This is a genomic window from Burkholderia sp. 22088 (assembly GCF_052045915.1).
In the GTDB taxonomy this organism is placed as follows: Bacteria; Pseudomonadota; Gammaproteobacteria; order Burkholderiales; family Burkholderiaceae; genus Burkholderia; species Burkholderia cepacia.
Genome location: NZ_JBQEPY010000004.1, coordinates 319121 through 346037 on the forward strand (window position 1 = coordinate 319121; position 26917 = coordinate 346037).

At 68.3% G+C, this 26917-nt stretch carries 21 protein-coding genes, 1 tRNA gene, 2 pseudogenes and 1 riboswitch; of the genes and pseudogenes, 17 read left to right on the forward strand and 7 right to left on the reverse strand.

Annotated features, from left to right (window positions below):
• The first annotated feature begins 81 nt into the window (after positions 1 to 81).
• Complete coding sequence (locus tag ACTJLD_RS09825) at positions 82 to 1920, forward strand: tetratricopeptide repeat protein (RefSeq protein WP_440658623.1); 1839 nt, start codon at positions 82 to 84, stop codon at positions 1918 to 1920.
• A gap of 93 nt (positions 1921 to 2013) precedes the next feature.
• Here the strand turns inward: ACTJLD_RS09825 and ACTJLD_RS09830 are convergent, their stop codons facing one another.
• Positions 2014 to 3309 (reverse strand): MFS transporter, encoded by a 1296-nt coding sequence (locus ACTJLD_RS09830; protein ID WP_124545196.1) that lies wholly within the window; start codon positions 3307 to 3309, stop codon positions 2014 to 2016.
• Between the two features lie 358 nt (positions 3310 to 3667).
• Between ACTJLD_RS09830 and ACTJLD_RS09835 the strand changes: the two genes are divergently transcribed.
• Positions 3668 to 4609 carry a hypothetical protein gene (locus ACTJLD_RS09835; protein ID WP_440658624.1) on the forward strand — a complete coding sequence of 314 codons (942 nt, stop codon included), beginning with the start codon at positions 3668 to 3670 and terminating at the stop codon, positions 4607 to 4609.
• A gap of 78 nt (positions 4610 to 4687) precedes the next feature.
• Here ACTJLD_RS09835 and ACTJLD_RS09840 read toward each other — a convergent pair whose 3' ends face one another.
• Both ACTJLD_RS09840 and ACTJLD_RS09845 read right to left on the reverse strand, forming a co-directional pair.
• A complete protein-coding gene (locus ACTJLD_RS09840; protein ID WP_060060710.1) occupies positions 4688 to 5380 on the reverse strand; it encodes a DUF2968 domain-containing protein in 693 nt (230 codons plus the stop codon).
• Positions 5381 to 5495: 115 nt separating this feature from the next.
• Positions 5496 to 6683: a gamma-glutamyl-gamma-aminobutyrate hydrolase family protein gene (locus tag ACTJLD_RS09845; RefSeq protein ID WP_440658626.1), complete on the reverse strand. Its 1188-nt coding sequence runs from the start codon at positions 6681 to 6683 to the stop codon at positions 5496 to 5498.
• Between the two features lie 280 nt (positions 6684 to 6963).
• On the opposite strand from ACTJLD_RS09845, the gene ACTJLD_RS09850 reads away from it, so the two are divergent.
• From ACTJLD_RS09850 to ACTJLD_RS09885, 8 genes are all read left to right on the forward strand, one after another.
• Positions 6964 to 7644 (forward strand): GntR family transcriptional regulator, encoded by a 681-nt coding sequence (locus tag ACTJLD_RS09850; protein WP_027788082.1) that lies wholly within the window; start codon positions 6964 to 6966, stop codon positions 7642 to 7644.
• A 6-nt stretch (positions 7645 to 7650) separates the two neighbouring features.
• Positions 7651 to 9027, forward strand: coding sequence for an amidase (locus ACTJLD_RS09855; RefSeq protein ID WP_060206530.1), 1377 nt, complete (start codon positions 7651 to 7653; stop codon positions 9025 to 9027).
• Between the two features lie 139 nt (positions 9028 to 9166).
• Complete coding sequence (locus ACTJLD_RS09860; protein ID WP_027788084.1) at positions 9167 to 9679, forward strand: disulfide bond formation protein B; 513 nt, start codon at positions 9167 to 9169, stop codon at positions 9677 to 9679.
• Positions 9680 to 10317: 638 nt separating this feature from the next.
• Entirely contained in the window at positions 10318 to 11322 is a 1005-nt protein-coding gene (gene xdhC, locus ACTJLD_RS09865; protein WP_027788085.1) for a xanthine dehydrogenase accessory protein XdhC, read from the forward strand.
• A gap of 18 nt (positions 11323 to 11340) precedes the next feature.
• On the forward strand, positions 11341 to 12366 hold the full coding sequence (locus tag ACTJLD_RS09870; protein WP_175863692.1) for an adenosine deaminase: 1026 nt from the start codon (positions 11341 to 11343) through the stop codon (positions 12364 to 12366).
• Positions 12367 to 12393: 27 nt separating this feature from the next.
• The gene (locus tag ACTJLD_RS09875) at positions 12394 to 12741 is read left to right on the forward strand and encodes a hypothetical protein (protein WP_440658627.1); all 348 of its coding nucleotides are present in this window, start codon (positions 12394 to 12396) and stop codon (positions 12739 to 12741) included.
• Positions 12738 to 14054, forward strand: a complete 1317-nt coding sequence (guaD, locus tag ACTJLD_RS09880; protein ID WP_027788087.1) for a guanine deaminase — start codon at positions 12738 to 12740, stop codon at positions 14052 to 14054. The genes ACTJLD_RS09875 and guaD overlap by 4 nt, the downstream gene beginning before the upstream one ends.
• A gap of 178 nt (positions 14055 to 14232) precedes the next feature.
• Positions 14233 to 14370: riboswitch (yybP-ykoY riboswitch) on the forward strand.
• 78 nt (positions 14371 to 14448) lie between these two features.
• Complete coding sequence (locus ACTJLD_RS09885) at positions 14449 to 15021, forward strand: TMEM165/GDT1 family protein (protein ID WP_021163944.1); 573 nt, start codon at positions 14449 to 14451, stop codon at positions 15019 to 15021.
• 54 nt (positions 15022 to 15075) lie between these two features.
• Here the strand turns inward: ACTJLD_RS09885 and ACTJLD_RS09890 are convergent, their stop codons facing one another.
• Complete coding sequence (locus tag ACTJLD_RS09890; RefSeq protein ID WP_440658628.1) at positions 15076 to 15777, reverse strand: DUF4136 domain-containing protein; 702 nt, start codon at positions 15775 to 15777, stop codon at positions 15076 to 15078.
• 187 nt (positions 15778 to 15964) lie between these two features.
• Between ACTJLD_RS09890 and pepN the strand changes: the two genes are divergently transcribed.
• The 7 genes from pepN (at position 15965) to ACTJLD_RS09925 (ending at position 23815) form a co-directional block, all read left to right on the forward strand.
• Positions 15965 to 18658 (forward strand): aminopeptidase N, encoded by a 2694-nt coding sequence (gene pepN / locus ACTJLD_RS09895; RefSeq protein ID WP_440658629.1) that lies wholly within the window; start codon positions 15965 to 15967, stop codon positions 18656 to 18658.
• Between the two features lie 279 nt (positions 18659 to 18937).
• Positions 18938 to 19951 (forward strand): class 1 fructose-bisphosphatase, encoded by a 1014-nt coding sequence (locus ACTJLD_RS09900; RefSeq protein ID WP_006485729.1) that lies wholly within the window; start codon positions 18938 to 18940, stop codon positions 19949 to 19951.
• Positions 19952 to 20157: 206 nt separating this feature from the next.
• Positions 20158 to 20233 (forward strand) — tRNA-Thr (locus tag ACTJLD_RS09905).
• A 170-nt stretch (positions 20234 to 20403) separates the two neighbouring features.
• Positions 20404 to 21213, forward strand: a complete 810-nt coding sequence (locus ACTJLD_RS09910) for a helix-turn-helix transcriptional regulator (RefSeq protein WP_440658630.1) — start codon at positions 20404 to 20406, stop codon at positions 21211 to 21213.
• Positions 21214 to 21357: 144 nt separating this feature from the next.
• Positions 21358 to 23091 carry an FAD-dependent oxidoreductase gene (locus ACTJLD_RS09915; RefSeq protein ID WP_440658631.1) on the forward strand — a complete coding sequence of 578 codons (1734 nt, stop codon included), beginning with the start codon at positions 21358 to 21360 and terminating at the stop codon, positions 23089 to 23091.
• Positions 23088 to 23300: a hypothetical protein gene (locus ACTJLD_RS09920; protein WP_027788092.1), complete on the forward strand. Its 213-nt coding sequence runs from the start codon at positions 23088 to 23090 to the stop codon at positions 23298 to 23300. The genes ACTJLD_RS09915 and ACTJLD_RS09920 overlap by 4 nt, the downstream gene beginning before the upstream one ends.
• A 260-nt stretch (positions 23301 to 23560) precedes the next feature.
• Positions 23561 to 23815 (forward strand): GlsB/YeaQ/YmgE family stress response membrane protein, encoded by a 255-nt coding sequence (locus ACTJLD_RS09925; protein ID WP_027788093.1) that lies wholly within the window; start codon positions 23561 to 23563, stop codon positions 23813 to 23815.
• A 79-nt stretch (positions 23816 to 23894) separates the two neighbouring features.
• Here ACTJLD_RS09925 and ACTJLD_RS09930 read toward each other — a convergent pair.
• The 3 genes and pseudogenes from ACTJLD_RS09930 to ACTJLD_RS09940 all read right to left on the reverse strand — a co-directional run.
• A pseudogene (locus ACTJLD_RS09930) lies at positions 23895 to 24194 on the reverse strand (TlpA family protein disulfide reductase); the annotation flags it as partial.
• Positions 24189 to 24533: pseudogene (locus tag ACTJLD_RS09935) on the reverse strand (exo-alpha-sialidase); the annotation flags it as partial. The pseudogenes ACTJLD_RS09935 and ACTJLD_RS09930, both read right to left, overlap by 6 nt.
• Positions 24521 to 26884, reverse strand: a complete 2364-nt coding sequence (locus ACTJLD_RS09940) for a TonB-dependent receptor (protein WP_440658632.1) — start codon at positions 26882 to 26884, stop codon at positions 24521 to 24523. The pseudogene ACTJLD_RS09935 and the gene ACTJLD_RS09940, both read right to left, overlap by 13 nt.
• Positions 26885 to 26917 lie beyond the last annotated feature (33 nt).

Genomic DNA, 26917 nt, shown 5'->3' on the forward strand with positions numbered 1-26917 from the left:
CGGGGCCATATGCCGATCGGCCGACGCGCGGCGGCGCCGCGCGGTGTGGGAAAATACGCCCTTTCCGTCAGTTTTCGCGTCATGGATACCGCATTCGACCGAGCGTATGCCGCACACCGCGCGGGCCGCCTCGCCGAGGCCGAGCACGGCTATCGCAACGCGCTCGCCTCCGATCCCGCCAACGCCGACGCGCTGCATCTGTTCGGCGTGCTGCGGCACCAGCAGGGCCAGCACGCCGAGGCGGCCGACCTCGTCGGCCGCGCCGTCGCGCTGCGTCCGGACGATGCCGCGCTGCAGCTCAATCTCGGCAACGCGCTGAAGGCGCTCGGCCGGCTCGACGAGGCGGTCGACCGCTTTCGCAACGCGCTGACGCTCGCGCCCGAATTTCCGCTCGCGCACTACAACCTCGGCAACGCGTATGCGGCGCTGCAGCGCCACGACGATGCGATCGACGCATTCGGCCGCGCGCTGCGGCTCACGCCCGACGATGCATCGATCCACAACAATCTCGGCAACGCGCTGAACGCGCTCGGCCGCCACGACGATGCGCTCGCCGCGTTCCATCGCGCGCTCGAGTTGCGGCCGGGGCATGCTGGGGCGCACAACAACCTCGCGATGGCGCTGAACGCGATGGGCCGCGCCGACGATGCGATCGCGCACTTCCAGGCCGCGATCGCCGCGCAGCCGCGCTTCGTCGCCGCGCACTTCAATCTCGGCAACACGTTCGACGCGGTCGGGCGGCATGCCGAGGCGGCCGCCGCGTTCGAAGCCGCGCTCGCGCTGCATCCGCCGTTTCCGCTCGCGCTGTTCGGGCTCGCGAACGCACTGAGCGCGCAGGCGCGCCACCGCGACGCGCTGCCCTTCTACGAGCGAGCGGTCGGTCTCGATCCGTCGTTCAGCCTGGCCTGGCTGAACCTCGGCAACGCACATCACGCGCTCGGTGCGCACGAGATGGCGCTACGCGCGTTCGACCAGGCGCTGCGTGTCGCCCCCGATCTCACGCTGGCACGGCTGCACCGCGCGGTCACGCTGCTGACGCTCGGCGACTTCACGCGCGGCCTGCCCGCCTATGAAGCGCGCCACGACACGCCGGGCGCGACGCCGCTCGGCACGCTGCCGCGCTGGCAAGGCGAACCGATTGCGTCGCGCACGCTGCTGATCCGCGCGGAACAGGGCTTCGGCGACACGCTGCAGTTCGTCCGCTTCGTGCCGCTCGCCCGCGCTCGCTGCGCGCGCGTCGTGCTCGAAGTCCAGCCGGAACTCGTTACGCTGCTGGCGCCGGCGGCCGCGCGCTGGCGCGTGACCCTCGTCGCACAAGGCACCGCGAAACCGCCCACCGCGGATGTCGCCTGCACGCTGATGAGCTTGCCGTTCCTGCTCGGGCTTCAGGCGGAGGACATCGTCGCGGGCTCGCGCTACCTCGATGCCCCCGACGGCGCCGGCAGGCGTTTTCGCGGCTCGCTCGGCGGGCAGTCGAAGCGCAAGTTCGGCCTTGCATGGTCGGGGCGCCGGCAGGCGCAGGAAAACCGCTCGATGCCGTTCGACGCGCTCGCGCCGCTGCTCGCGCTGCCGGATATCGACTGGATCGTGCTGCAACCCGCACTCGACGAGGACGAACGCGCGCGCGTCGACGCGCATCCGCGCGTGCACCGGTTCGACGGCCGGTTGAACGACTTTGCCGACACGGCCGCGCTGATCGAACGGCTCGACGGCGTCGTCACGATCGATACCGCGGTCGCGCATCTCGCCGGCGCGCTCGGCAAGCCACTGTGGGTCATGCTGCCGTTCGCGCCCGACTGGCGCTGGTTCACCGGCGACGACTGCCCGTGGTATCCGCAGGCCAGGCTCGCCCGCCAGCCCGCACCGGGGCAATGGCTCGACGTGGCGACAGCAGTCGCCGACATGCTGCGCGAAGCCTGAACGCGGACGAAAAAAGGGAGCGCCGTTCATCACCCGGGCTCCCTTTTTCCATGCGACGCGCGCGGCCGGCGCCGCGCGACATGCGCTTGCCTGTCAGGCCGCCTTGTACTGGTTGCGAGCCTCGGGCGTGCGATACAGCACGAGTGTCGCGATCAGCCCGCAAATCGCGGCAACGCTCAGCCACAGCCCCGGCGCCGCCTTGTTCCCGGTCTGATGAATCAGCAGCGTCGAGATCGCGGGCGTGAAGCCGCCGATCGTCGTCGCCAGGCTGTATGCCAGCGAGAAACCGGCCGTGCGCACGTCGGCCGGCATCACTTCGGTCAGCGCGACGACCATTGCGCCGTTATACGACGCATACAGGAATGACAGCCACAGTTCGACCGCGAGCAGCCGCAGGAACGACGGATCGCCGACGAGCCACAGCACGGCCGGGTAAGCCGACAGCAGCGTCAGCACGGTAAACGCAATCAGCACCGGGCGGCGACCGATGCGGTCGGACAACGCACCGGACAGCGGCAGCCACACGAGATTGGAAATCCCCACGCAGACGGTCACGACGAGCGCGTCGAGCGACGACAGGTGCAGCACTTCCTTGCCGAACGTCGGCGTATAGGCGGTGATCATGTAGAACGACACCGTCGTCATGATCACCATCCCCATGCCCGCCACCACGACGCCCCAGTTGTCGAGCATCGAACGCATGATCTCGCCCATCGTCGGACGATGACGCTTCGCGAGGAACTCGTCGGTCTCCTTCAGCGAACGCCGGATCAGGAACAGGAACGGCACGATCAGGCAGCCGATCAGGAACGGAATGCGCCAACCCCACGCGGTCATCTCCTCGACCGGCAGCGCACGGTTGAGCAGCACGCCGACGAACGCGGCGAACACCACGGCCACCTGCTGGCTGCCCGACTGCCACGACGTATAGAACCCCTTGTGGCCCTTCGTCGCGATCTCCGACAGGTAGACCGACACGCCGCCGAGTTCGACGCCCGCCGAAAAGCCCTGCAGCAGCCGGCCGAGCAGCACGAGCACCGGCGCGAGCACGCCGATCGTCGCGTAACCGGGTATCGCGGCCACCGTGAGCGTGCCGAGCGCCATCAGCCCGAGTGTCAGGATCAGCCCCTTGCGCCGGCCGTGGTGGTCGATGTACGCACCGAGCACGATCGCGCCGACCGGGCGCATCAGGAAGCCCGCGCCGAACACCGACAGCGACAGCATCAGCGACGCGAATGCGTTGCCGCTCGGAAAGTAGGTTTTCGCGATGGCCGACGCGTAATAGCCGTAGACCATGAAGTCGTACATTTCCAGGAAGTTGCCGCTGACGACGCGGAACACGGTGCGGAATTTCGATTCCTGCGTGACGGCGTGTGACGCTGTGGACATGTTTTTCTCGCTCAGCTCGGATGGCGCGAATCCGCGCCGCATGGATCCGACGACGCACGCGGCGCCGGGCCGGCGCGCACGGGCATCGCTGCCCGCCGGCGGCGCGCCGCGCGACGACGCGCGCACCGGCATGGTTCGCGCATCATGCCACGCCAACCCGACATTTGCCTTGTGCCGCCGCGACCGTTGCCATTGCCGTCGCGGCACTCTTCTCGTACGAGTCGCCCCGAATCGGAAGAAAAAATCGGATTGATCTGATCGACCTGCTCTCGCCACCTGACCACAATGTCACGATTTGCGACGACATTGCCGCGCCGCGGCCGGCACGGTTGCCCGTGTCGCACGGCGTACCGCCCTCATGACCCCATCGCCACTCGTCCCCGTCGAAGGCGCACTCGCCCGCCCTCGCGTCAAGCCGCTCGATATCGCTCCGTCGTTCGGCCGCGAATGGACCTTTCGCGGCGCGCCCGGTGCACGGCCCGACAGGCACTGTCTCGCCACGCTGACGACATCCTGCATCGACGTCGACCGGCCGCACAGCACATGCCGCTGGCAGCCGCGGCCCGTGGCGTTATCGATGCCGGTTTCGGCTGGCGCGCCGGTCGTGCCGGCTGGCGTTGCCGGCGCGCGCATCCGCCGCTCTCACGACCGGCGTGCGCGGTATGCGATCTGCTGGAGCATCGGCGCGCTCGGCATCATCGGCTGGCTGATCGCCGCATATGAACCGCCAGCGGGCTTCGGGCCCACATACGCGATTCAAGCGGCCGGCAGCGTGCCGGATCACGCTACGTCGTGGTCCGGCACCGTGCAGGTCGCGACGGTACAGCCGGGTACGTCGACGAGCACGCCACCGCGGCGCACGATGGCCGCGCCTGTCGCGACAACGACCGAAGCGCCGCAGGCCATGCACCACGTCGCGCGTCGTCCGGCACCGCTTCGTCCCGACGCAACGTCCAACGTGCCGCCCACGGCCGTTGCATCGTCACTCCGTTCGAACGACAAACGCGGCGCGACGGCAGCACCGGCCCGGCCCGCGGCCGCGTCGCGGCTGGCCGCGCGCCCACCGGTCCGAAGCAGCACGGTTGCCCCACGCGCACATGATCAGTTCGCCCCCGCGTCGCCCGCAATCGCCGAACCACGCGACACGCTCGACGATCCGCTCACGCTGATCGCGATGGCAAGCGCGCTGCGCGCTACCCAACCCGAGCGCGCATCGCACACGCCCGCCGCCGGTTTCGACTGGACGGCACAACTGTCCCACCGCCGCCTGACCGATACGCCGGACGCGTTCGCGCGCTGACGGCCGCGCCATAAAAAAACCCGGCGAAGCAAGCTTCGCCGGGTTTTGCCCGTCTCTCTCCGTCCGTCTGACGCATCGTTACTTGTGTGCCGGCAGCCCCGTCTCGGTCTGCTTCTCGAGTTGCCGCACCTGCTCCTGCAGATCACGCAACTGCATCTGCGCGGCCCGCTTCTCGACCTGCAGCGCCTGTGCCTGCTCCTGCGCCGAACGCTGCCGTTGCGCGACTTCGGCCTGCTGGCTACGCGCAACGCTCAGGTCGGCCTGCAACTGCTGCGCCCGGTTCGCCTGCAGCGCGATCACACGCTCGAGAAACGCTTTCTGCGCCTCCAGCTCGGTACGACGGATCTCGATATCGGCGAGTTGTACGGTCTGCTGAACGAAGTTCGCGTACACCATCTCCGCGCGGCTCTTCTCCTGCGACCGGATCACACGCCACAGGTGCTTGTCCTGGAACAGCGCGACGTAGTACGTCATCTCGCGCGGATCGAACATCAGGCTCGCACCGTAGCTGCCGTTGTACGTCGTGCGCATTTCGACGATCCGGCCATCGTGCAGCATCTGCGTCAGCTCGGCGACATTGCCTTGCGCGGATGCATCCGTCGCCACCGCGGCGGACGCCGCCGCGTCGCCGCGCAGGCTCGTGACCGCCGGGCGCGTACCGGCGGCCGGCGCGGTCGCGTCGGCGGACCAGGCCGTGCCTGCTTGCGTGCAGGCAGCCAGCGCAACGATCCACGTTGCGCATCGTGCAGGGGAAAAATTTCGGAAAACCAACGTCGGACTCCGGCGAACGAATCGGAACTCGCGATTATCGTTCAAAACGAAATGGCCGCATCTCGAATTTATCGGGATGCGGCCGGCCTTCGTACGACGCGAAGAAAGTGGCTGGCTACAGGCGGGTTTCGCGCGCCGCGCGCAGGAACGCATCGAGCAGCGGCGTGCAGTCGAGCAGCTCCGAGCCGCCGGCGCGATGGAACTCGGGGTGCCACTGCACGCCGACGACGAACGGCGAACGCCGATGACGAATGCCCTCGATGATCCCGTCGCCCGCCGACACGGCCTCGATGTTCAGATCGCGGCCGAGATCGCGGATCGCCTGATGGTGAATCGAGTTGACGATCGCCTCGCTGCGCCCGGGGAACATGCTTGCGAGCGTCGACGAATCGGGAAAGCGGATCGCGTGTCGATGCTGGTCGTAATGCTCGCTCACGTGCGCATTCGCGGTGGGCACGTCGGTGGCGATGTCCTGGTACAGCGAGCCGCCGAACGCGACGTTGATCAACTGGCAGCCGCGGCATACGCCGAGGACGGGTTTGCCGGATTCGACGAACTCGTGCAGCAGCTCGAGTTCGTACATGTCGCGCACGCGATCGCCCGGCCATTCGGGGCGGGCGTCGGACGCGGCGTAGGTTTGCGGCGATACATCGGCGCCGCCCTGCAGCAGCAGCCCGTCGAGATGCTTCGCGTAGTCGCGCAGGCGGATGTTGCTCGGGTGAATCATGCCCTGGTGGCCGACGGTCGGAATCATGAACACGAGCACGTCGCGCGACATCACCCAGTGCGCGATCGATTCCTCGAGATACTGCAGCGTCTTGCCCCGCAGCCCCTTCGCTCCCGGTTCCGGATGGAAGATCCGCGCCGACACGCCGATGCGCAGCGTGCGCTGCGTGATGCGCTGGCCAGCGCGGTCGAACAGCCGGCGCGCGCGCGCGGCCACGATCCGGCCGAACACCGACCACGGCGTGTCGCTCTGCTTCAGGTAGGCCGGCGGCGCATTCTGCGCGCTCGCCGGCGGCGGGCGCGGCGTGTCGAAGTCGGGCTGCGCGCCGAACCCCGGCGGCGGCGCGCCATGCTTCGGCGGCGCGGCAGCAGCGCCATCGACGGCGGCGCCCGTTGCACCGGACGCACCCGGCTCGGACGCCGCCGTGACCGGCGACGCGCCGTCCGCGGCGACGTTCTGCGCGGCGGCCTGGGCTGCCGGCGCATCGGGCGCTTTCGCCGGATCGGTACGGGGGGAATCGGAAGAAACGGAGGAGGTGCCGGGCAGACCGGCCGGGGAAGGCGTGTTTTCGCTCATGACGATGGTCTGGTACGTCGCTCACGCGTATGGATAAACGAGGATTCATTATGCGTCAGCGCACGATCGCGCGGCAAACCTGCAACATCCTGTCGATATTGTTGCAAGTCGGCGGCAAACTGCGCCGGCAAGCGCCCCCGTCCCTCGCGCCGGCAAGCCGGTGCACCGCCGCCGGTACTGGACACCAGTGATATATCACAATAATATCCAGCCATCGTCCACGCTTCCCGATCGCCCGCGCCATGATCGCGCCCCGTCCGGCCGCCGCGCCGCACACCGCATGAATGCCCTGACCGACGTCACCCGCGACCGCCCCGCCGCACCGGCGGCCAGCCTCGCCGACCGCGCTTATGCGCTGATCCAGCGCGACATCATCACGATGCGCCTGAAGCCCGGCGCCGCACTCAACGAAGCCGACCTCGTCGCCCGCACCGGGATCGGCCGCACGCCGGTGCACCAGGCCGTGCATCGGCTCGTGCTCGAAGGGCTGCTGTCCGTGATGCCGCGCAAGGGATTGATGGTGCAGCCGCTGTCGCTCGACGACATCGTCGCGGTGATCGACGTGCGGCGCATCAACGAAGCGCACTGCGCGGAACTCGCCGCGCGCCATGCGACGCCCGACGATCTCGCGCGCCTGGCCGCGCTGCTCGACGAAGGACAGGCATGCGTCGACACGCACGACGTCGAGGGCATGATGGAACTCGACCGCGCGTTCCACCAGGCGATCGCCGCGGCCGCGCGCAATGCGGTTCTCGCCGAGATCCTGCGCGCGCTGCACGAACGCTCGCTGCGCTTCTGGTTCGTCACGCTGTCCGAACCCCACCATCTCGCCGACGTCCAGCACGAGCATCGCGAACTGTTCGACCGGCTGTCCGCGCGCGATGCCGCCGGCGCACGCGCGGCCGTCGAAAACCATATCGACTCGTTCCGCTCCACGCTTCTTCAACATCTTCGCCCCTGAGCCGCCATGACCACTTTCACGCCCTTTCCCCCGCTCGCCCAGCTCGCCGCCGATCTCGCCGCCGGCCGGACCACGAGCCGCGCGCTCGTCGACACCGCGCTCGACCGGATCGCCGATCCGTCGGGCCAGGGCGCGGTCGTCTTCACCGAAGTCGATGCCGACAACGCGCGTGCCGCCGCCGACGCGCACGACCGGCTGCGCGCCGCGGGCACCGTGCTGTCGCCGCTCGCGGGCATTCCCGTGTCGGTCAAGGACCTGTTCGACGTCGCGGGCCAGGTGACGCGCGCGGGTTCGCGCGTGCTCGACGGCGCGCCGGCCGCGCGCACCGATGCGGTCGCCGTCGCCCGGCTCAAGCGGGCGGGCGCGGTGCTGGTCGGCCGCACCAACATGAGCGAGTTCGCGTTCTCGGGGCTCGGGCTGAATCCGCACTTCGGTCACCCGCGCTCGCCGTACCACCGCGACGTGCCGGGCGACGCACGGATTTCCGGCGGCTCGTCGTCCGGCGCGGCTGCATCCGTCGCCGACGGGATGGCCGCCGTCGCGCTCGGCACCGACACGGGCGGCTCGATCCGCATTCCGGCGGCGCTGTGCGGGCTGACGGGATTCAAGCCGACCGCGAGCCGGATCCCGACACAAGGCGGCGTACCGCTGTCGACGACGCTCGACTCGTTCGGCCCGATCGGCCTGACGGTCGCCTGCTGCGCACTCGTCGACCGGATGCTCGCGGGCCTCGAACCGCACGTGCCGGCCGCCCGGCCGCTCGAGGGCGTACGGCTCGGCGTGCTGACGAACTACGTGACGGACGGTGTCGATGCCGACGTCGCGGCCGCGCTCGACGCCGCGCTCAAGCATCTCGAAGCCGCCGGCGCGATCGTCACGGAAGTGCGCTTCCCGGCGCTCGACCGGCTGCCGGACGTCAACCGCTTCGGCTTCTCGCCGATCGAGGCCTACGCATGGCATCGCCCGCTGCTCGCTCGGCACCGCGACCAGTACGATCCGCGCGTGCTCACACGCATCCTGAAGGGCGAACCCGCGAGCGCGGCCGACTATCTCGACCTGCTCGCCGCGCGCACGGCGATGCTCGACGAAGCCGCGCACACGGTCTGGGCGCGTTTCGATGCACTCGTCGCGCCGACGGTGCCGGTCGTGCCGCCGCGCATCGCCGACCTCGAAACGGACGACGCCGCGTTCACACGCGCCAACGCGCTGATCCTGCGCAACCCGAGCGCGTTCAACTTCCTCGACGCGTGCGCGCTGTCGCTGCCGTGCCATCCGCGCGACGCGGCGCCGGTCGGCCTGATGCTCGCGGCCGCACCGCATCGCGACGACGCGCTGCTCGCGATCGGCCAGGCCGTCGAGGCCGTGCTCAATACGATCCGCTGAACGCAGCCAGCCGAGCGCCGGCGGACAGGGCGCGCGGTGCGGCAGGTTGCCGCACGCGCGCTGTCAGTTTCGTGCCAGACCGTTCGCGCTAAAATCGCGCGATTGTTTTCCGGACCGACCCACGAGGAACCCCGCCGACATGAACGACTACACGCTCGCAATCCGCCGCGAACGCCGCCTGCTGATGCTGCTCGGCTGGGTGTGCATCGCCCTGCTGGCCGGTGCGCTCTACCTGCAGTACGTGAAGAACGAAGATCCCTGCCCGCTGTGCATCATCCAGCGCTACTTCTTCTGCGCGATCGGGATCTTCGCGTTCCTGGCCGCCGGGATCCGCAACTGGCGCGTCATCTGGGTGCTCGAGCTGCTGATCGCGATCGCCGCGGCCGGCGGCGTCGGCACGGCCGCCCGCCATCTGTCGATCCAGATGAATCCGGGCTTCAGCTGCGGCTTCGACACGCTGCAGCCGATCGTCGACAGCCTGCCGCCCGCGCAGTGGTTCCCCGGCATGTTCAAGGTCGCCGGGCTGTGCGAGACCGTCTACCCGCCGATCTTCGGCATCCTGCTGCCCGGCTGGGCGCTGATCGGCTTCGCCGCGATCCTGGTTGCCGTCGTCGCGAGCCTCTGGCGCCATCGCCGCAAGCTCGCGGCCTGACCGGCCGGTTTCGCACCGGCCTGCGCGCGGCCCGCTCACCCGGGCCGCACGCCGCCGGCCGGCAAGCCCGGCACCGGAGCATTCTCCGAACCGGCCCGGCCGGTCGCCCCTGACCGGCCGTACCCGGGCGGCCCCGCGTAAACACCTACCTCGCCGCCACCCGGATAGCCGGGCGAACGCGCATCGCGCGACTTCCGCGCCCAGCCCCGCCACGCCTGCGTTTTGGCCCGATGTGCACGCATCGGCGCCCCGATCCCGGGCGGCGGGCCTATGATCGACATGATCGCCTCCTGATAGCCCGGATCACCGCCCCGCGATGTTCCCGTCGCCGTGCGGTGCTATCTTCGGGACTGGATGGCGATCTACGTGCGCGAGGCCAGGCGGTCTCACCACCCCTGCGTAACGCGCGCCCGATCCGCAATGTCGACTGGATTCATCATGACAACGCAAACCATCCGCATCCGTCACCCTCATGGCGTCCGCGTATCCGGCGGTGCCGTCCGCGCGCACCGTCGCCGCGCCGCCGCACCGCATTCGCCGTGCGGCCGGCCCGCCCCGTTCCCGTCCGTCATCATTGCCGCCACGCTCGCCAGCCCGCGCCGCGTGTCGTGCCGCGTCGTTTCGCAAGGGGTGTGCTGATGGAAGCCTGGCTCGGCGATCTGCAGCAACTGCTCGCGCACGGCGAAGCCGCCGTGCTCGTGACAGTCGCGCACACCGACGGCTCCGCGCCGCGCGAAGCCGGCACCAAGATGCTCGTCACGCGCGACACGGCCCGCCATACGATCGGCGGCGGTCATCTGGAATGGAAGGCGATCGAGATCGCGCGGCATCTGCTGAAGGACGGCGCGCACGTGCCGCATGCGCGCCGGCTCGAACGGCTCGCGCTCGGCCCGAGCCTCGGCCAGTGCTGCGGCGGCGCCGTGGTGCTCGCGTTCGAGCGGCTCGACGTCGGCGATCTCGGCTGGATCATGTCGCTCGCGAAGCGAGTCGCGGCCGGCGCCGCGACCGTGCGTAGCGTATCATTCGGCCCCTCGCCGGGCGCGCCGCTGTTGAGCGAGCCCGAATCGGAAGCCGCGCGTGCCGACTGCCTGCTGTGGGAAACCGGCGGCGTGTCGCTGATGACCGAAACGATCGCGCCGTATGCGTTCCCCGTCGTGCTGTTCGGCGCCGGGCACATCGGCACTGCACTCGTGAAGGTGCTGGCGACGCTGCCGTGCCAGGTGCGCTGGATCGACGGGCCCGATGCGGTGTTCCCGCCGGCCGACGCGCTCGCCGGCATCGGCAACCTCGCGATCGAGGCGGCCGCTGCCCCGGCCGACGCCGTCGACACGGCGCCGCCGCAGTCCTACTTCGTCGTGATGACGCACGACCACGCACTCGATTTCGTGCTGGCCGAGCGCATCCTGCGACGCGGCGACTATGCATACTTCGGGATGACCGGCTCGCACGCCAAACGCGTGCAGTTCGATCATCGCCTCGCGGCGATCGGCATCGACCCGGCCCAGGTCGCGCGGATGCGCTGCCCGATCGGTGTCGAAGGCATCATCGACAAGGCGCCCGAAGTGATCGCGATCTCGGTGGCTGCGCAATTGCTGCAAGCCGTCGAAGCGAACGCGGCCGCGCAGGCTTCCCCTACCTACTGACCGACCAAGAACGACGCCATGACCCCGACATTCAAGGACAAGATTGCCCGCGCGCCGAAAGCGGAGCTGCACATCCACATCGAAGGCTCGCTCGAGCCCGAGCTGATCTTCGCGCTCGCGCAGCGCAACGGCGTGAAGCTCGCGTACGACTCGATCGACGCGCTGCGCGCCGCCTACGCGTTCACCGACCTGCAGTCGTTCCTCGACATCTATTACGCCGGCGCGAGCGTGCTGCTGACCGAGCAGGATTTCTACGACATGACGGCCGCGTACTGCGAACGCGCGCTCGCCGACAACGTCGTCCACACCGAACTGTTCTTCGATCCGCAAACGCACACCGAACGCGGCGTGCCGATCGAGACGGTAGTCGCGGGCATCGAGCGCGCACTCGCCGATTACGAGCGGCGCGGGCTGTCGAGCAAGCTGATTCTGTGCTTCCTGCGCCACCTGTCCGAAGAGGACGCGCTCGCGACGTTCGAATCCGCGCTGCCGCTGTTCGAGCGCTATCGCCATCGCCTGATCGGCGTGGGCCTCGACTCGTCCGAACTCGGCCATCCGCCGACGAAGTTCGCGCGCGTGTTCGACAAGGCACGCGCGCTCGGGCTGAAGCTCGTCGCACATGCGGGCGAGGAAGGCCCGCCCGCGTACATCTACGAGGCGCTCGACGTGCTGAAGGTCGACCGGATCGACCACGGCGTGCGCAGCATCGAGGACGCGGCCCTGGTCGAGCGTCTCGCCAGGACGCGCACGGCACTGACCGTCTGCCCGCTGTCGAACCTCAAGCTGTGCGTGTTCGACGACATGGCGAAACACACGCTGAAGGCGCTGCTCGATCGCGGCGTCGCGGTGACGATCAACTCCGACGATCCGGCCTATTTCGGCGGCTACGTCAATGAAAACTACTTCGCGACGGCCGAAGGGCTGCAACTCACGGATGCCGAAGTCCATGCGGTGATCCGCAACGGCTTCGAGGCATCGTTCATCGATCCGGCGCAGCGCGACGCACTGTACGCACGCCTCGACGCGTACTGGCAGGCCGCCTGACGGCCCGCATCGAGGAACGCCAGACAGATGAAACACGGCAACGGCATCCGCTTCGCAACCACGGGCCCGGCGTCGCGCCGGAACGGTCGCGTGCGTGCCCGCGCGGCGAGCGCGCCATTCGTCGTCGCCCGCCCGTGCTTGCCGTCGCGGTTTGCCGCTGCGTTCGCCGCCGCTCCGGTCGCGAACGCAGCGGCGGCGAGGCCCACCGGCAACCACTCGACGGCGGCTTCGGCCGCCACGTTCGCCCGCGCAATCGCCTCCGGTCGTGCCGCACGCAGCATGCCGCTACCGCTCGCGAAACGCCGTCCCGCCGCCCTCCGGCGTCGATCGCTTTCTTCTGTTCGCCTTACCTTGATGCAGGACCATTCGTCATGACGCAAACCGCTTTCCGTTCCCAGCTGCTGACTTTCAACGGCGACCCGGCGCAATCGAGCCAGGCCGCGAACTACGAGACCGACGGCCTCCTGATCGTCGACGACGGCAAAGTCGTCGCGGCCGGCCCGTACGCGCAGCTCGCCGCGACGCTCGCGCGCGACGCGATCGTCCATGACCTGCGCGACAAGCTGATCGTGCCCGGCTTCATCGACACGCACATCCACTATCCGCAGACGGACATGATCGCGTCGCCGGCGCCGGGCCTGCTGCCGTGGCTGGACAAGTACACGTTCCCGACCGAGCGCCAGTTCGGCGATCCCGAGCATGCGCGCGAGGTGGCCGACTTCTTCGTCGACGAACTGCTCGCCTGCGGCACGACGAGCGCGCTCGTCTACTGCACGGTGCACAAGCAGTCGGCCGATGCGCTGTTCGCGGCGAGCGACGCGCGCGACCTGCGGATGATCGCGGGCAAGGTGCTGATGGATCGCAACTGCCCCGAATTCCTGCGCGATACCGCGCAATCCGGTTACGACGACAGTGCCGAGCTGATCGGCCGCTGGCACGGCAAGGGCCGCCAGATGTACGCGCTCACGCCGCGTTTCGCGCCGACGTCGACCGAAGCGCAGCTCGAGGCGTGCAGCGAACTCGCGCGCCGCCATCCGGACGTGTTCGTACAGAGCCACGTCGCGGAGAACGTCGACGAGGTGAAATGGGTGGCCGAGCTGTTCCCCGGCCATCGCAGCTATCTCGACATCTACGATCGCTACGGGCTGCTGCGCCCGCGCGCGGTGTACGGCCACTGCATCCACCTCGACGACGAGGACCGCCGCCGGATGGCCGAGACGCGCACCGTCGTCGCGCACTGCCCGACGTCGAACTTCTTCCTCGGCAGCGGGCTGTTCGATTTCGACAAGGCCGGTGAACACGACGTGCCCGTCACGCTCGCGACCGACGTCGGCGGCGGCACGTCGTTCTCGATGCTGCAGACGATGAACGAAGCGCACAAGGTCGCGCGGCTGTCGGGCCACCACCTGACCGCGACGCGGATGTTCTGGCTCGCGACGGCCGGCGCCGCGCAGGCGCTCGACCTCGCCGACACGGTCGGCACGCTCAAGCCGCGCACCGAGGCCGACTTCGTCGTGCTCGATCCGCAGGCCACGCCGCTGCTCGCGCGCCGGACGAAGCGCGCGGATTCGCTCGAGGAACTGCTGTTCGCGTTCGCGCTGCTCGGCGACGACCGCGCGGTGTACCGCACCTATGCGGCCGGCGAACTCGTCCACGAGCGCGGGGCGGCGCGCCGCCCCGCCGCGTAACGGCGTTCCGGGGGGTGTCACGGCAGGCGCGGGCGTTCGCCGCCGCGTCTGCCTGCGGCCGCTACCCGCCTGCCGGGCCTGCTGTACGGCCGGAGCTTGCCGAACGCCAATTCCCGCCCCGACACCAGGCACCGCACCGCTCGACCGCTTTCCCGCGCGCGACACGCCGTGCTAGAATTCGCCGCTCATTGGGGAGTAGCCGCTCCGCTCGATGTCCCGCGCCCCCGGCGCGCATCGTGACGGAGGCGTCCGTCAACAGACTTGGCCTTGCGGCCATGGCGGGCGCAGCCACCTAGGCCTGGCGAGACCGATGGTTCACAGTGCGCCGCATCAGGGCCCGGCGCGCCGTGGATCGTCGCTCGCACGCACAACACCGGCCCGTGGAACCCCATACGTGTCTCAAGCCTTCCTGATCTCCACCGGCGCCGTCGCCCTCGCTGAAATCGGCGACAAGACCCAGTTGCTTTCCCTCGTCCTGGCCGCGCGCTATCGCAAGCCGGTGCCGATCATTCTCGGTGTGCTCGTCGCGACGCTCGTGAACCACGGTTTCGCCGGCGCGCTCGGCGAATGGCTCGGCGCGCTGGTCACGCCGTCGATCATGCGCTGGGCGCTCGCGTTCTCGTTCATCGCGATGGGGTTGTGGATCCTCGTGCCGGACAAGCTCGACGCCGACGAGGCCAATGCCAACCGCTCGCGGCTCGGCGTGTTCGGTGCGACCCTCGTCGCGTTCTTCCTCGCGGAAATGGGCGACAAGACGCAGATCGCGACCGTCGCGCTGGCCGCGCGCTTCCAGGACTACATCGGTGTCGTGGCCGGCACGACGTTCGGGATGATGCTCGCGAACGTGCCCGCGATCCTGCTCGGCGACCGTTTCGCGCACCGCCTGCCGACGAAGCTCGTGCACGGCATCGCGGCCGTGCTGTTCGTCGTGCTCGGCGCGCTGGCGCTGCTGGGCGTCGGGGTCTGACGGGGAAGAAAACGGCAGGCGCGGCCGGACGGCCGCGCCGAGGCTGATGCCGCGTTACTTGGCGGCGGCTGCGCCCGAAGCGGGCGCAGCCGGCACCACGCGCTCGTTGGCGGCCGGTGCCGCCGGGCCGCCGCGCTTGTCGACCGGCAGCCGGACCGAGCGGACCGCGCCGTTCGACAGCGGGAAATCGGCGAGCGCGCTGCGCGCAAGGAACGGCATCGCGTACAGCAGCGTGCCGTTGTCGCCGGTCGTGCGCGCGGACACGTTGTAGACCTCCTTGCCCGTCGCGCGCTCGGTGATGCGGATGCCGAGCGTGTAGTCGAACACCTGGTACGTCTGCGCGACATAACCGGCCGGCATCGGCCCCCAGGGCCCCCACGGGCCCCACGGCCCGCGCCGCCAGTACGGCCCCGGCCCGACGAACCACGGATCGTAATAAACGGGCTGCGGCACCGTCACGAGATCGCTGCCGACCGCATAGGTCAGCCCGACGAGATAGCGCGCCTGCGCCTGCGGCACCTGCCGGAACGCATACGTGGACAGCTCGTTAGCGACGATCGGCTCGTAAGTCGACTGCTCGATGCTGTTCTTCTGCGCGTCGGTGCGGGTGAACGCATAGGTGCGTGTCGCGTCGCTGCCGCTCCAGTCGGAGAAGGCCGTGACCTGGGTCGTCACGTAGCTGGTGCAGCCGGTCAGCAGCGCCACGCACAGCACCGCCGCCCAGCCCGCACCGCGTTGAATCCATTCGCGTTTCATGTTGATCCTCTTCGATCCGTCACCCGTTCGTCGCACCGCGCGAACCGTAACGGGATGCCGATAATACGCGGACTCCCGGAACCGGTAAAAAGTTCGCCCGGCACGCAGCCGCAAGCCTTTGTACAATGGCCCGGTTCGCCCGGCCCGTGCCACGGGCCCGTCCCCCACTCCACCGATCTCGACGACCATGTCCGACAACGCTTCCTCCACCGTGATCCGCCGCGCCGACTACACGCCGCCGGCCTTTCTCATCGATGCCGTTGCGCTCGAATTCGATCTCGCGCCGGCCCGTACGATCGTCAGGAATACGATGCGCGTGCGCCGCAACCCGGACGCCGCGCCCGCGCCGCACCTGGAGCTGATGGGCGAAGCGCTCGAATTCGTCGGCGCACGGCTGGACGGCGCGCCGCATGGCGCCGTGCGCGCGCACGAGCACGGGCTGACCGTCGAGAACGTCCCCGATGCATTCGAGCTGACGCTCGAAAGCGCATGCGCGCCCGACCAGAATACGACGCTGTCGGGTCTCTATGTATCGAGCGGCAACTTCTTCACGCAGTGCGAAGCCGAAGGCTTTCGCCGCATCACCTACTTCCTCGATCGCCCGGACGTCATGGCGTCGTACACGGTGACGCTGCGCGCCGACAAGGCCGCCTACCCGGTGCTGCTGTCGAACGGCAACCTCGTCGATTCCGGCGACCTGCCCGACGGCCGCCACTTCGCGAAGTGGGAAGACCCGTTCCGCAAGCCGAGCTACCTGTTCGCACTGGTCGCCGGCAAGCTCGTCGCGATCGAGGAGAAGATCACGACCGGCTCGGGCAAGGAAAAGCTGCTGCAGGTGTGGGTCGAGCCGGCCGATCTCGACAAGACGCGTCACGCGATGGATTCGCTGATCCATTCGATCCGCTGGGACGAGAAGCGCTTCGGCCTCGAGCTCGATCTCGACCGCTTCATGATCGTCGCGGTCGGCGACTTCAACATGGGCGCGATGGAAAACAAGGGGCTCAACATCTTCAACACGAAGTACGTGCTGGCGAACCCCGAGACCGCGACCGACACCGACTTCGCGAACATCGAATCGGTGGTCGGCCACGAGTACTTCCACAACTGGACCGGCAACCGCGTGACCTGCCGCGACTGGTTCCAGCTGAGCCTGAAGGAAGGCCTGACGGTGTTCCGCGACCAGGAATTCTCGGCCGACATGGCCGCGGGCGACGCCATCGAATCGGCGGCCCGCGCGGTCAAGCGCATCGAGGACGTGCGCGTGCTGCGCCAGCTGCAGTTCGCCGAGGATGCCGGCCCGATGGCGCACCCGGTGCGCCCGGAGAGCTACGTCGAGATCAACAACTTCTACACGATGACCGTCTACGAGAAAGGCTCGGAAGTCGTGCGGATGTACCAGACGCTGTTCGGCCGCGACGGCTTCCGCAAGGGGATGGACCTGTATTTCAAGCGCCACGACGGGCACGCCGTGACCTGCGACGACTTCCGCCATGCGATGGCCGACGCGAACGGGCGTGACCTCGCGCAGTTCGAGCGCTGGTACAGCCAGGCCGGCACGCCGCGCGTGTCGGTGCGCACCGCGTACGACGCGGCCGCGCGCCGCTATACCGTCACGCTCGCGCAGGGCTACGGCGACGCGTCGCCGGCCGCGCGCGAAACGCAGCAAGGGCCGCTGCTGATCCCGTTCGCGATCGGCCTGATCGGCCGCGACGGCCGCGACCTGCCGCTGCGCCTCGACGGCGAAGCCGCCGCGGTGGGCACGACGCGCGTGCTCGACTTCACCGACACCGAACAGACCTTCACGTTCGTCGACGTTCCGGAACAACCGCTGCCGTCGCTGCTGCGCAACTTCTCGTCGCCGGTGATCGTCGAGTACGACTACAGCGACGACGACCTCGCGTTCCTGCTCGCGCACGACAGCGATCCGTTCAACCGCTGGGAAGCCGGCCAGCGCCTCGCGACGCGCGCGCTGCTGACGCTCGCCGCGCGTGCCGCCGCGAACGAGCCGCTCACGCTCGGCGAGAACTTCGTTGCCGCCTTCCGCCGCGTGCTGACCGACGCGACGCTGTCGCCCGCGTTCCGCGAACTCGCGCTGACGCTGCCGTCGGAAACCTACCTCGCCGACCAGATGGCCGAAGCCGATCCGGCCGCCGTGCATCGCGCGCGCCAGTTCGTGCGCCGCCAGCTCGCCACCGCGCTGCGCGCCGAATGGCTCGCCGCATACGAGCAGCACCAGACGCCCGGCGCCTACGAACCGACGCCCGAGGCTTCCGGCCGCCGCGCGCTGAAGAACCTCGCGCTCGCATATCTCGCCGAGCTCGAGGATCCGGCCGATGCCGTGCGCCTCGCGACCGCGCAATACGACGCGGCGAACAACATGACCGATCGCGCGGCCGCACTCGGCGCGCTGCTGTCCGCCGCGGCCGCCGGCGCGAACGAACCGGCCGAGCACGCGCTCGACGATTTCTACCGCCGCTTCGAGAAGGAAGCGCTCGTGATCGACAAATGGTTCGCGATGCAGGCCGCGCAACGCGGTACGCCCGCGCAGCCGACGCTCGCGAAGGTTCGCAAGCTGCTCGCGCACCCCGCGTTCAACCTGAAGAATCCGAATCGCGCACGTTCGCTGATCTTCAGCTTCTGCGCGGCCAACCCCGCGCAATTCCACGCGGCGGACGGCTCGGGTTATGCATTCTGGGCCGAACAGGTGCTCGCGCTCGACGCGATCAACCCGCAGGTCGCGGCGCGCCTCGCCCGCTCGCTCGAACTGTGGCGCCGCTTCACGCCCGCGCTGCGCGACCGGATGCGCGAAGCGCTCGAGCAGGTCGCGGCAGGCGCGAAGTCGCGGGACGTGCGCGAGATCGTCGAGAAGGCGCTCGCGTAACGCAATTCTCCGCATCGCTCACACGCGAAACAGCCGGTGTCGCTCATGGCGGCACCGGCTTTTTTACTGCGTGAATACTGCCGGCCCCGGACGTAGTCGCGGGGTCTGACCGCGCCGCTTGCCGCCGCTGCATGGCGCGTCCCGCGCGTCGTCGCCACCGGAAACCGGGCCGATCCGGCCGCCCGGCCGTGTAACCGGACGAAAAAAGCCGGCGGCACGGGAGGCGCGACGGGTAAAATTGCGGCCATTCAAGGATTCTTTGGCCTTCTGGAGTCTGTCATGTCCATTGCCCGCCGCACCACGCTGTCGAAGTTCCTGATCGAACAGCAACGTGAGACCAACAACCTCCCCGCCGACCTGCGCCTGCTGATCGAAGTCGTCGCACGCGCGTGCAAGGCGATCAGCTACAACGTGTCGAAGGGCGCGCTCGGCGAGGCGCTCGGCACCGCCGGCAGCGAGAACGTCCAGGGCGAAGTGCAGAAGAAGCTCGACATCCTGTCGAACGAGATCCTGCTCGACGCGAACGAATGGGGCGGCAACCTCGCCGCGATGGCATCGGAAGAAATGGAAACCTTCTTCCCGATCCCGGCGAACTACCCACGCGGCGAATACCTGCTCGTGTTCGATCCGCTCGACGGTTCGTCGAACATCGACGTGAACGTGTCGATCGGCACGATCTTCTCGGTGCTGCGCTGCCCGGACGGCAAGCAGGCAACCGAGGAATCGTTCCTGCAGCCGGGCACGCAGCAGGTCGCGGCCGGCTACGCCGTGTACGGCCCGCAGACGGTGTTCGTGCTGACGACCGGCAACGGCGTGAACTGCTTCACGCTCGACCGCGAAGTCGGCTCGTGGGTGCTCACGCAGAGCAACATGCAGATCCCGGCCGACACGCGCGAATACGCGATCAACGCATCGAACGCGCGCCACTGGTACGACCCGGTCAAGCGCTACGTCGACGAACTGAACGCCGGCAAGGACGGCCCGCGCGGCGACAACTTCAACATGCGCTGGATCGCCTCGATGGTCGCCGACGTACACCGGATCCTGAACCGCGGCGGCATCTTCATGTACCCGGCCGACAAGCGCACGCCCGATCGTCCGGGCAAGCTGCGCCTGATGTACGAAGCGAACCCGATGTCGTTCATCGTCGAACAAGCGGGCGGCGCCGCGACGACGGGCACGCAGCGCATCATGGAAGTCCAGCCGACGGGCCTGCACCAGCGCGTGCCCGTGTTCCTTGGCTCGAAGAACGAAGTCGAGCGCGTGACCGGCTATCACGACGAAGCAAAATAATTGCACTGCAGCACTAGACGGAGGTGCGATGCGCAAGTACAATCGCGCCTCTTGATGTGGCCCTGACCGGTCGCATCACAGTGAAGTGAAAGCGGGAAGTCCGCCGGATCGATGGTTTCGCGAAGCAGCAGCAGCAAGCTGAAAAAAATTTCGCAAAACCTATTGCCAAGATCCCGGAAATCACCATATAATTTCATTTCTCTGCTGCCGGTGTAGCTCAGTTGGTAGAGCAGCGCATTCGTAATGCGAAGGTCGTAGGTTCGACTCCTATCTCCGGCACCAAGACATAAAGGCCTGACAAGCATCGCTTGTCAGGCCTTTTCTCTTTTCCGGCGCCGAAATCGTGCGCCCGCCCTCTCGCCTCACCCAGTCCGCTTGCGGGCATCCCCGGACTCCCGTATCACGCGCCGACGACTACAATCGCCGGACACTCCACCCTCGCCCCCTTCTTCATGCGCACCTGGCGTCTCGAGCGAGTGAATCTCGCCGCGCAGCTGGACGTGTCCCGCGCAACGCGCCTCGTCGCCGCGATCGGCGGCAACGAGCCGAACGCATTCGCGGCCGAAATCCTGAAGCTGTTCGACGACGCGCTGTCCATCACGCAGTGCACGATCTTCGCGTACGAGTTCGGCAATCGCCCGCGCACGATGTCGGTCGCCGATCATCGCGGAGGCCGCTACCTGCGCGATCTCGCCGACACCTACGCACGACATTTCTACACACTCGACGGCAACCAGCAGATCGTGTCGACCGCCCATCGCGGCACACACCGCCACGATCTGCTGCTGCACCAGCAGGCCGGCGACGAGATCGATCACGAAGCGTATCGTGCCGCGTGCTACCGCGGCCCCGACGTTTCCGACCGGCTGGCGCTGCTGATGCAGCCCGGCGATGCGACGTGGCTGTCGATCAACCTGTACCGCGCGCATCGCAGCGGCGCATTCCAGCCGCGCGAGATCGCCGCGATCGAAGCGCTCGCGCCGCTGATCGCGCAGGCCGCAAGGCATCACTACGCGCTCGCCGGTGCCGCGCAGATCGGTATCCCGCAACGGATGCTCGCGCGACTGCGCCATGCATGCCCCGATTTGTCCAAGCGCGAGCTCGACGTGCTGCGCGGCGTACTCGACGGCCAGACCGCGCACGAGATCGGCGAGACGATCGGCGTGAAGGCATCGAGTGTCGTCACCTACCAGAAGCGCGCATACCGGCGTCTCGGCATCTCGAGCCAGCGCGAGCTGTTTGCGCTGTGCATGCAGCCGTGAAACGTCGCGGCCTGCGTTGAGCCCCTCGCTGTACCCGAATTGGGGACAACCGACGCACGACCGGCTTCCATACTGTCCCGACCTGTTGCGCGCATCTTTGCGTCGATGCGCGCACGTCGAACCGGACAACCCTGGAAGCCAACGATGGATATCGACTTCAAGCCCTACCCGTTCGTCGCCGAGCGCCATCCCGCGCATCTGCCGGCCTGCGACGACGGTATCGATACGCACCGGCATCGCGTTGCGATCGTCGGTGGCGGCCCCGTCGGCCTGGCCGTCGCGCTCGGCCTTGCGAACCACGGCATCCGCAGCGTGCTGATCGAGGCCGACGACGCAGTCGGCCACGGCAGCCGCGCCATCTGCATCTCGCGGCGCAGCCTCGAGATCATCGAGCGGCTCGGTGCGCTCGACGACTTCCTGCGCAAGGGGCTGCCGTGGACCGGCGGGCGCAGCTTCTACCGTCGCGACGAAGTGCTGCGTTTCACGATGCCGCAGGACGAAAACCAGAAGCTGCCGCCGATGGTGAATCTCGCGCAGTATCACATCGAACAGTTCCTGCTCGACGCCGCGCTGCGCCGCCGCGAACTCATCGAGATCCGCTGGCAGACGAGAGTCACCGGTGTGACCCGGCAACCGGACGGCGTGCGACTCGACGTCGACACGCCGCTCGGCGGCTACGCACTCGACGCCGACCGGGTCGTCGCGTGCGACGGCGGGCGCAGCACGATGCGCGACGCGCTCGGCCTGTCGCTCCGCGGCACGAGCTACGAGGGCCGCTACGTGATCGTCGACATCGCGCTCGACAGCGACCGGCCGACCGAACGACTGGCGTACTTCGACCCGTCGTCGAACCCGGGCTCGACGGTGCTCGTTCACAAGCAGCCCGACAACGTGTGGCGGATCGACTATCAGTTGCGCGACGATGAGGATGCCGAAGCCGCCGTGAAACCGGAGAACGTGATCCCGCGCGTGCAGAACCTGCTCGACATGATGGGCGAGCGCGGCGACTGGTCGCCGATCTGGATCACGATCTACAAGGCGAACGCACTGACACTCGAACGCTATCGACACGGTCGCGTGCTGTTCTGCGGCGACGCTGCGCACCTCGTGCCGATCTTCGGCGTGCGTGGCGCGAACTCGGGCATCGACGATGCCGACAACCTGGCATGGAAACTCGCGTACGTGACGCGCGGACTCGCATCGGACACGTTGCTCGACAGCTACTCGGACGAACGCGTGTTCGCGACGCACGAGAACCTCCGCTACGGCACCAAGAGCACCGAGTTCATGGCGCCGCCGTCGTTCGCGTTCGAACTGATGCGCAAGGCCGTGCTGTCGCTCGCGGTCCGCCATCCCGCGCTGCGCTCGCTGATCAATCCGCGCCAGACGACGGCCATCGCGTATGCGACGTCGTCGCTCAACGCGGCCGAACGCGACACGTTTTCGGCCGGCCCCGCGCCCGGCACGGTGCTCGCCGAATGCCCGCTGATGCTGTACACGGCACACGGCAGCGACGTGCGCCGCGGCCACCTGACCGACCTCGTCGCTCCGCGCTTCACCGCATTCTGCTTCACCGCCGACGGCGCGCCCGAGGCGACGCTGGCCGATCTCGAACGTCGCCTGCAGGCTGCGCGGATGCCGTTCGCGCTCGTCACGCTCGCACGGCATGCGGCGCCACGGCAACCGGCCTGCGGCGGCCATGACGTCGGCGGCCGGCTGTTCGACATGTACGGCGCGCGCGACGGCACCGTCTATCTCGTGCGTCCGGACGGTCACGTACTCGGCCGCTGGCACGACGCGCGCGCCGGCGACGTGGCCGCCGCACTCGAACGCGCACTCCATCCTTGCGCATCGACCGATCCTCAGGAGACCGCATGATGACGGATACCGAACGCGACACCCTCTACACCGACCTGTGCCGCACGATGACGCGGATCGGTGAAGCCGATGCATCGCTCTTTCTCGCCCGCTTCGCACTGCTGTCGATCGAGGCGATCGGCGACACCGCGACCGTCGCACGGCTGATTGCCGACGCAAGCGACGGATTGCCCTCTGCGGGCATGCAGGCTTCGACGCTCGGACGATGACGCTCACGGCCGACCGGCTTCACCGGCAGTCATTCCTTACAGATTCATTTCGCCGCGCATCGCCCGTGCGCCAGCCTCGCCGTATGCAGACGAATTCCCTGGAAAATCCGGTTACGGGTGCATAACATTACTTAACGATTCCGACCCGTCTATCGCGTTACATTGCGTGGGCGGCGCGGCGGGTCGCAATGCCGCCTTCATTCAGCTTGCGGCGACAGCCGACGTCCGGTCATTCGACACAACACAAGGAGAGGACCACCATGACTCATGGCTTGATTATGTGGCTCATCATCGGCGCGATCGCCGGCTGGCTTGCCGGCTTGCTCGTCAAGGGCGGCGGCTTCGGGCTGATCGTCGACATCATCGTCGGGATCGTCGGCGCAGTGATCGGCGGCTGGCTCGCCGGGCTGCTCGGAATCAGCATCGGCAGCGGTTTCATCGGATCGGTGATCGTCGCGGTCGTCGGTGCGGTGATCCTGCTGTTCGTGATCCGGCTATTCAAGCGAGCGGCCTGACGCTTCTCTCCACGCGCCTTCGGGCGCGTTTTCGCATCAGGCCGGCGCGCGGCCCGTTCGCCGCGCGCCACCGGCCCGTTCAGCGCCTGGCGCGCTGCAACCCGCCGTCGAGCACGTCGGCCGTCAGCAATCCGCTGCGCGCTTCGCGTGCGCCATCGCGCCCGATCCATACGGTGCGCAGCATCTCCCCTCTCCATCCCGCATCGAGCGCCGCGCGCAGCCGCTCAGCCGCTCAGCCGCTCAGCCGCTCGGGCATCGGCTCGGCGTTCGCGTACTGCGCGACCTGCGGCGGCAGATGCATCTGCGCGAGTGCCCGGGAGATCGCCGGGCCGTTGTCGTCGTACACATCCATTGCGACCATCGCGAACTGCATGTCCGGACTCGAAGCGATCTTCGGACGATTCTCGGCGCTCGTGTAGATCGGCTCCGGCATCGCGTTGACGGTGGCGGGCGCGGACAGCGTGCGGCCTGCGTCTTCGGACTGCGCGACTACGACATGCGCGCCTTCGACCCACGCGCCCCACAGCCGGTGATGCGCGTCGAATGCCGCCCCCGTCGCGAGCGGCTGCTTCTGCTGCGCGGGCGCAGCCTGCATGCTCATGTGCGCGGCGCGCGAATCGGCGGCCTTCGGCAGGACGTGGGTGTCGTGCGCCCCGGCAGTCGACAGCAACGCGCACCACAGCGCGCCGCCTGCCGCGAGCGATTTCACAGTGACCATTTCAGTTCTCCGTAGAAAGTACGGCCCGGATACGGGTGGAACACGTAGTAGCGGTGGTCCGTCAGGTTGTCGATGCCGACCGACGCGGTCCAGTGACGGTCGAAGCGGTAGCGCGCCTTCAGGTCGACGATCGTGAACGAGCTCGTCCCGCCGTAGACGTCCGGGTTCACGTCGCTGTTGTCGAGCGTGTTGAATTGGCGGCCCGAATAGCGCACGCCGACACTCGCGAGCCAGTGTTCGTCGAAGCGGTACGACGCGAGCAGGTTTGCACGCATGCGCGGAATACGCGGAAAGCGCGAGCCGACGTAAGCGGGATTCGCGGCATCGGCGAGGATCTGCGCGTTGCTCGCCGACACGTTCGCGTCGAGACTGAGGCCGCGCAGCCCGACGTTCTCGCCGCTGAACGCAAGTTCGACACCGCGCACGCGCACGCGATCGACGTTCGAGATGTTGGTCACCGTCGTCGCACCCGACACCGTCGTCTGGCTGTAGATCGAATCGCGCAGATCGCTCTGGAACACGCTGGCACGCACGACGCCGACACCCACGTCGCGCTCGGCCGTGAAGTCCCAGTCGATCGCCTTTTCCGGCCGCAGGTTCGGGTTGTTGTTGACGATTGCGTTGTTCGAGATCGTGCCCTGGAACAGTTCGCCGACCGTCGGGTAACGCGTGCCCGTCGCGAACGACAGCCGGAAGCGCCAGACGTCGGCCGCATCCCATTGCAACGCGACTTTCGGCGACAACGCATTCGCGCTGCGATCCGCATAACCGAGCGTGCCGCTCGCGTTGCCGAGCGCGCCGCCGTACGCATCCCAGCGTTCGTAGCGCAGCCCCAGCGTCGCGAGCCAGCCCGGTGCGAAGCGCCACGCATCCTGCCCGAACAGCGCCTGCGTGCGCGTGTCGCCCCGATAGGTGCTCGCGAGCGACGTGGTCGGCCCGGCCAGCCAGTCGGCCGTGTTGTACGTGACGTTGCGCAGGAAGTAGTTGTCGTAGTGGTAGCCGAACGTGAACGTGTGGCCCTTCACTTCCGGCGCCTCGGCCTTCAGGTCGAGCGTGCGCCAGCCGGTGCCGTCCCCCTGGAACAGGGTGCCGGCACCGCCCTGCACGGTCGACGCCGAGCGCTGCACGTCGCGCGACACGTCGTACGCGGACACGACGCCCGACAGGCGCCAGCCTGAATCGAACCGGCCGTTCAGCCCGAGCGCGTACAGCCAGTTCTCCTGGTCGCCGCGCTGCGGCGCGAAGGCATTCGGCGCAACGGTCATGTTCTGGCCACCGATCGACACGTTGCCGCCGTAGACCGGATTGCCGGCCGCATCGCGCAGAAAGGTTTCGCCGTGCTGCCGGTAATGGTTCTCCCAATGCCCGAGCGTGAGCGTCGCATCGACGTGCTCGGTGAACGCGTAGCCCATCCGGATCGTCTCGTTGAGCTGTTCGGTCCGCTCGATCGTCTGCGCGCCGACGATCGTCCGCGGCTTGCCGTTGGGCCCGATGTCGGTCGCGGCGCCGCTCACGGGCACGGCGGCGCCGAGCTTCGGGTTGTACGCCGAATTGGGGCTCGCATATTGCATCGGCTGACCGTTGTTCTCGAGCCGGTCGAGCGACAGCGCGAACCAGAACCGCCCGACGCGGTTCGCGATCCGCGCGGTCTGGTGATTGCCGCCGAGGCTGTCCGCGAATCCGTAGCCGTCGTGGTAGCGCTGCGTAAAGAACTGCGTCGACAGCGACGCCTCGAGCTTTTCCGGCCGGCGCGTCGTGAGCAGCACGGTCGAGCCGATCGAGTTGCCCGGGTACAGCGCGGAAAAAGGGCCATAGAGCACGTCGACGCGCGCAATATCGTCAGGCGGGATCAGCGACCAGCGCGGCGGGTACGCGTAGCTCGAGCCGAGCAGGTTCGACAGCAGCACACCGTCGGCGTAGACGAGCCCGCGCGCGCTCTGCAGCTCGTTGAAGTCGCGACCGGCGAACACGCTGTTGCGGTCGCCGATATAGCGCTTGCGGACCATCAGGTTCGGTGCGTACTTGAGCGCGTCCTCGGTGGTGACGTTGGTATGCGATTCGATCTGCTCGCGCGTGATCGACGTGACGACGGCCGGCATATCCGGATCGACCGATTGCCGCTGCGCGGTCACGCTGACCGCGGTCAGCGTACTGCCGGCCGGCACCGGCGAAACGGCTGCGGCAGTGGATGCCGGCGCGACGGTATCGGCGGGACGCTCGACACCACGGCGGGCAGTGTCGACACGCGTGTCGTCAGTTGAAGCCGCATGGGCGACAGGCCACGCGAAAGCGGCCGCGCATGCGAGCGCGAGCCGCCCGCGCGACGGCCGCGCGGCGAAGGAGGAGGACATGAGGGGATTCCTGAAAACGTGATCGAACGCCGC

Coding starts and splice junctions, on each gene's coding strand:
- ACTJLD_RS09825 (WP_440658623.1), top strand. CDS start 82: ATGGATACCGCATTCGACCGAGCGTATGCCGCACACCGCGCGGGCCGC.
- ACTJLD_RS09830 (WP_124545196.1), bottom strand. CDS start 3,309: ATGTCCACAGCGTCACACGCCGTCACGCAGGAATCGAAATTCCGCACC.
- ACTJLD_RS09835 (WP_440658624.1), top strand. CDS start 3,668: ATGACCCCATCGCCACTCGTCCCCGTCGAAGGCGCACTCGCCCGCCCT.
- ACTJLD_RS09845 (WP_440658626.1), bottom strand. CDS start 6,683: ATGAGCGAAAACACGCCTTCCCCGGCCGGTCTGCCCGGCACCTCCTCC.
- ACTJLD_RS09850 (WP_027788082.1), top strand. CDS start 6,964: ATGAATGCCCTGACCGACGTCACCCGCGACCGCCCCGCCGCACCGGCG.
- ACTJLD_RS09855 (WP_060206530.1), top strand. CDS start 7,651: ATGACCACTTTCACGCCCTTTCCCCCGCTCGCCCAGCTCGCCGCCGAT.
- ACTJLD_RS09860 (WP_027788084.1), top strand. CDS start 9,167: ATGAACGACTACACGCTCGCAATCCGCCGCGAACGCCGCCTGCTGATG.
- xdhC (WP_027788085.1), top strand. CDS start 10,318: ATGGAAGCCTGGCTCGGCGATCTGCAGCAACTGCTCGCGCACGGCGAA.
- ACTJLD_RS09870 (WP_175863692.1), top strand. CDS start 11,341: ATGACCCCGACATTCAAGGACAAGATTGCCCGCGCGCCGAAAGCGGAG.
- ACTJLD_RS09875 (WP_440658627.1), top strand. CDS start 12,394: ATGAAACACGGCAACGGCATCCGCTTCGCAACCACGGGCCCGGCGTCG.
- guaD (WP_027788087.1), top strand. CDS start 12,738: ATGACGCAAACCGCTTTCCGTTCCCAGCTGCTGACTTTCAACGGCGAC.
- ACTJLD_RS09890 (WP_440658628.1), bottom strand. CDS start 15,777: ATGAAACGCGAATGGATTCAACGCGGTGCGGGCTGGGCGGCGGTGCTG.
- pepN (WP_440658629.1), top strand. CDS start 15,965: ATGTCCGACAACGCTTCCTCCACCGTGATCCGCCGCGCCGACTACACG.
- ACTJLD_RS09900 (WP_006485729.1), top strand. CDS start 18,938: ATGTCCATTGCCCGCCGCACCACGCTGTCGAAGTTCCTGATCGAACAG.
- ACTJLD_RS09910 (WP_440658630.1), top strand. CDS start 20,404: ATGCGCACCTGGCGTCTCGAGCGAGTGAATCTCGCCGCGCAGCTGGAC.
- ACTJLD_RS09915 (WP_440658631.1), top strand. CDS start 21,358: ATGGATATCGACTTCAAGCCCTACCCGTTCGTCGCCGAGCGCCATCCC.
- ACTJLD_RS09920 (WP_027788092.1), top strand. CDS start 23,088: ATGATGACGGATACCGAACGCGACACCCTCTACACCGACCTGTGCCGC.
- ACTJLD_RS09925 (WP_027788093.1), top strand. CDS start 23,561: ATGACTCATGGCTTGATTATGTGGCTCATCATCGGCGCGATCGCCGGC.
- ACTJLD_RS09940 (WP_440658632.1), bottom strand. CDS start 26,884: ATGTCCTCCTCCTTCGCCGCGCGGCCGTCGCGCGGGCGGCTCGCGCTC.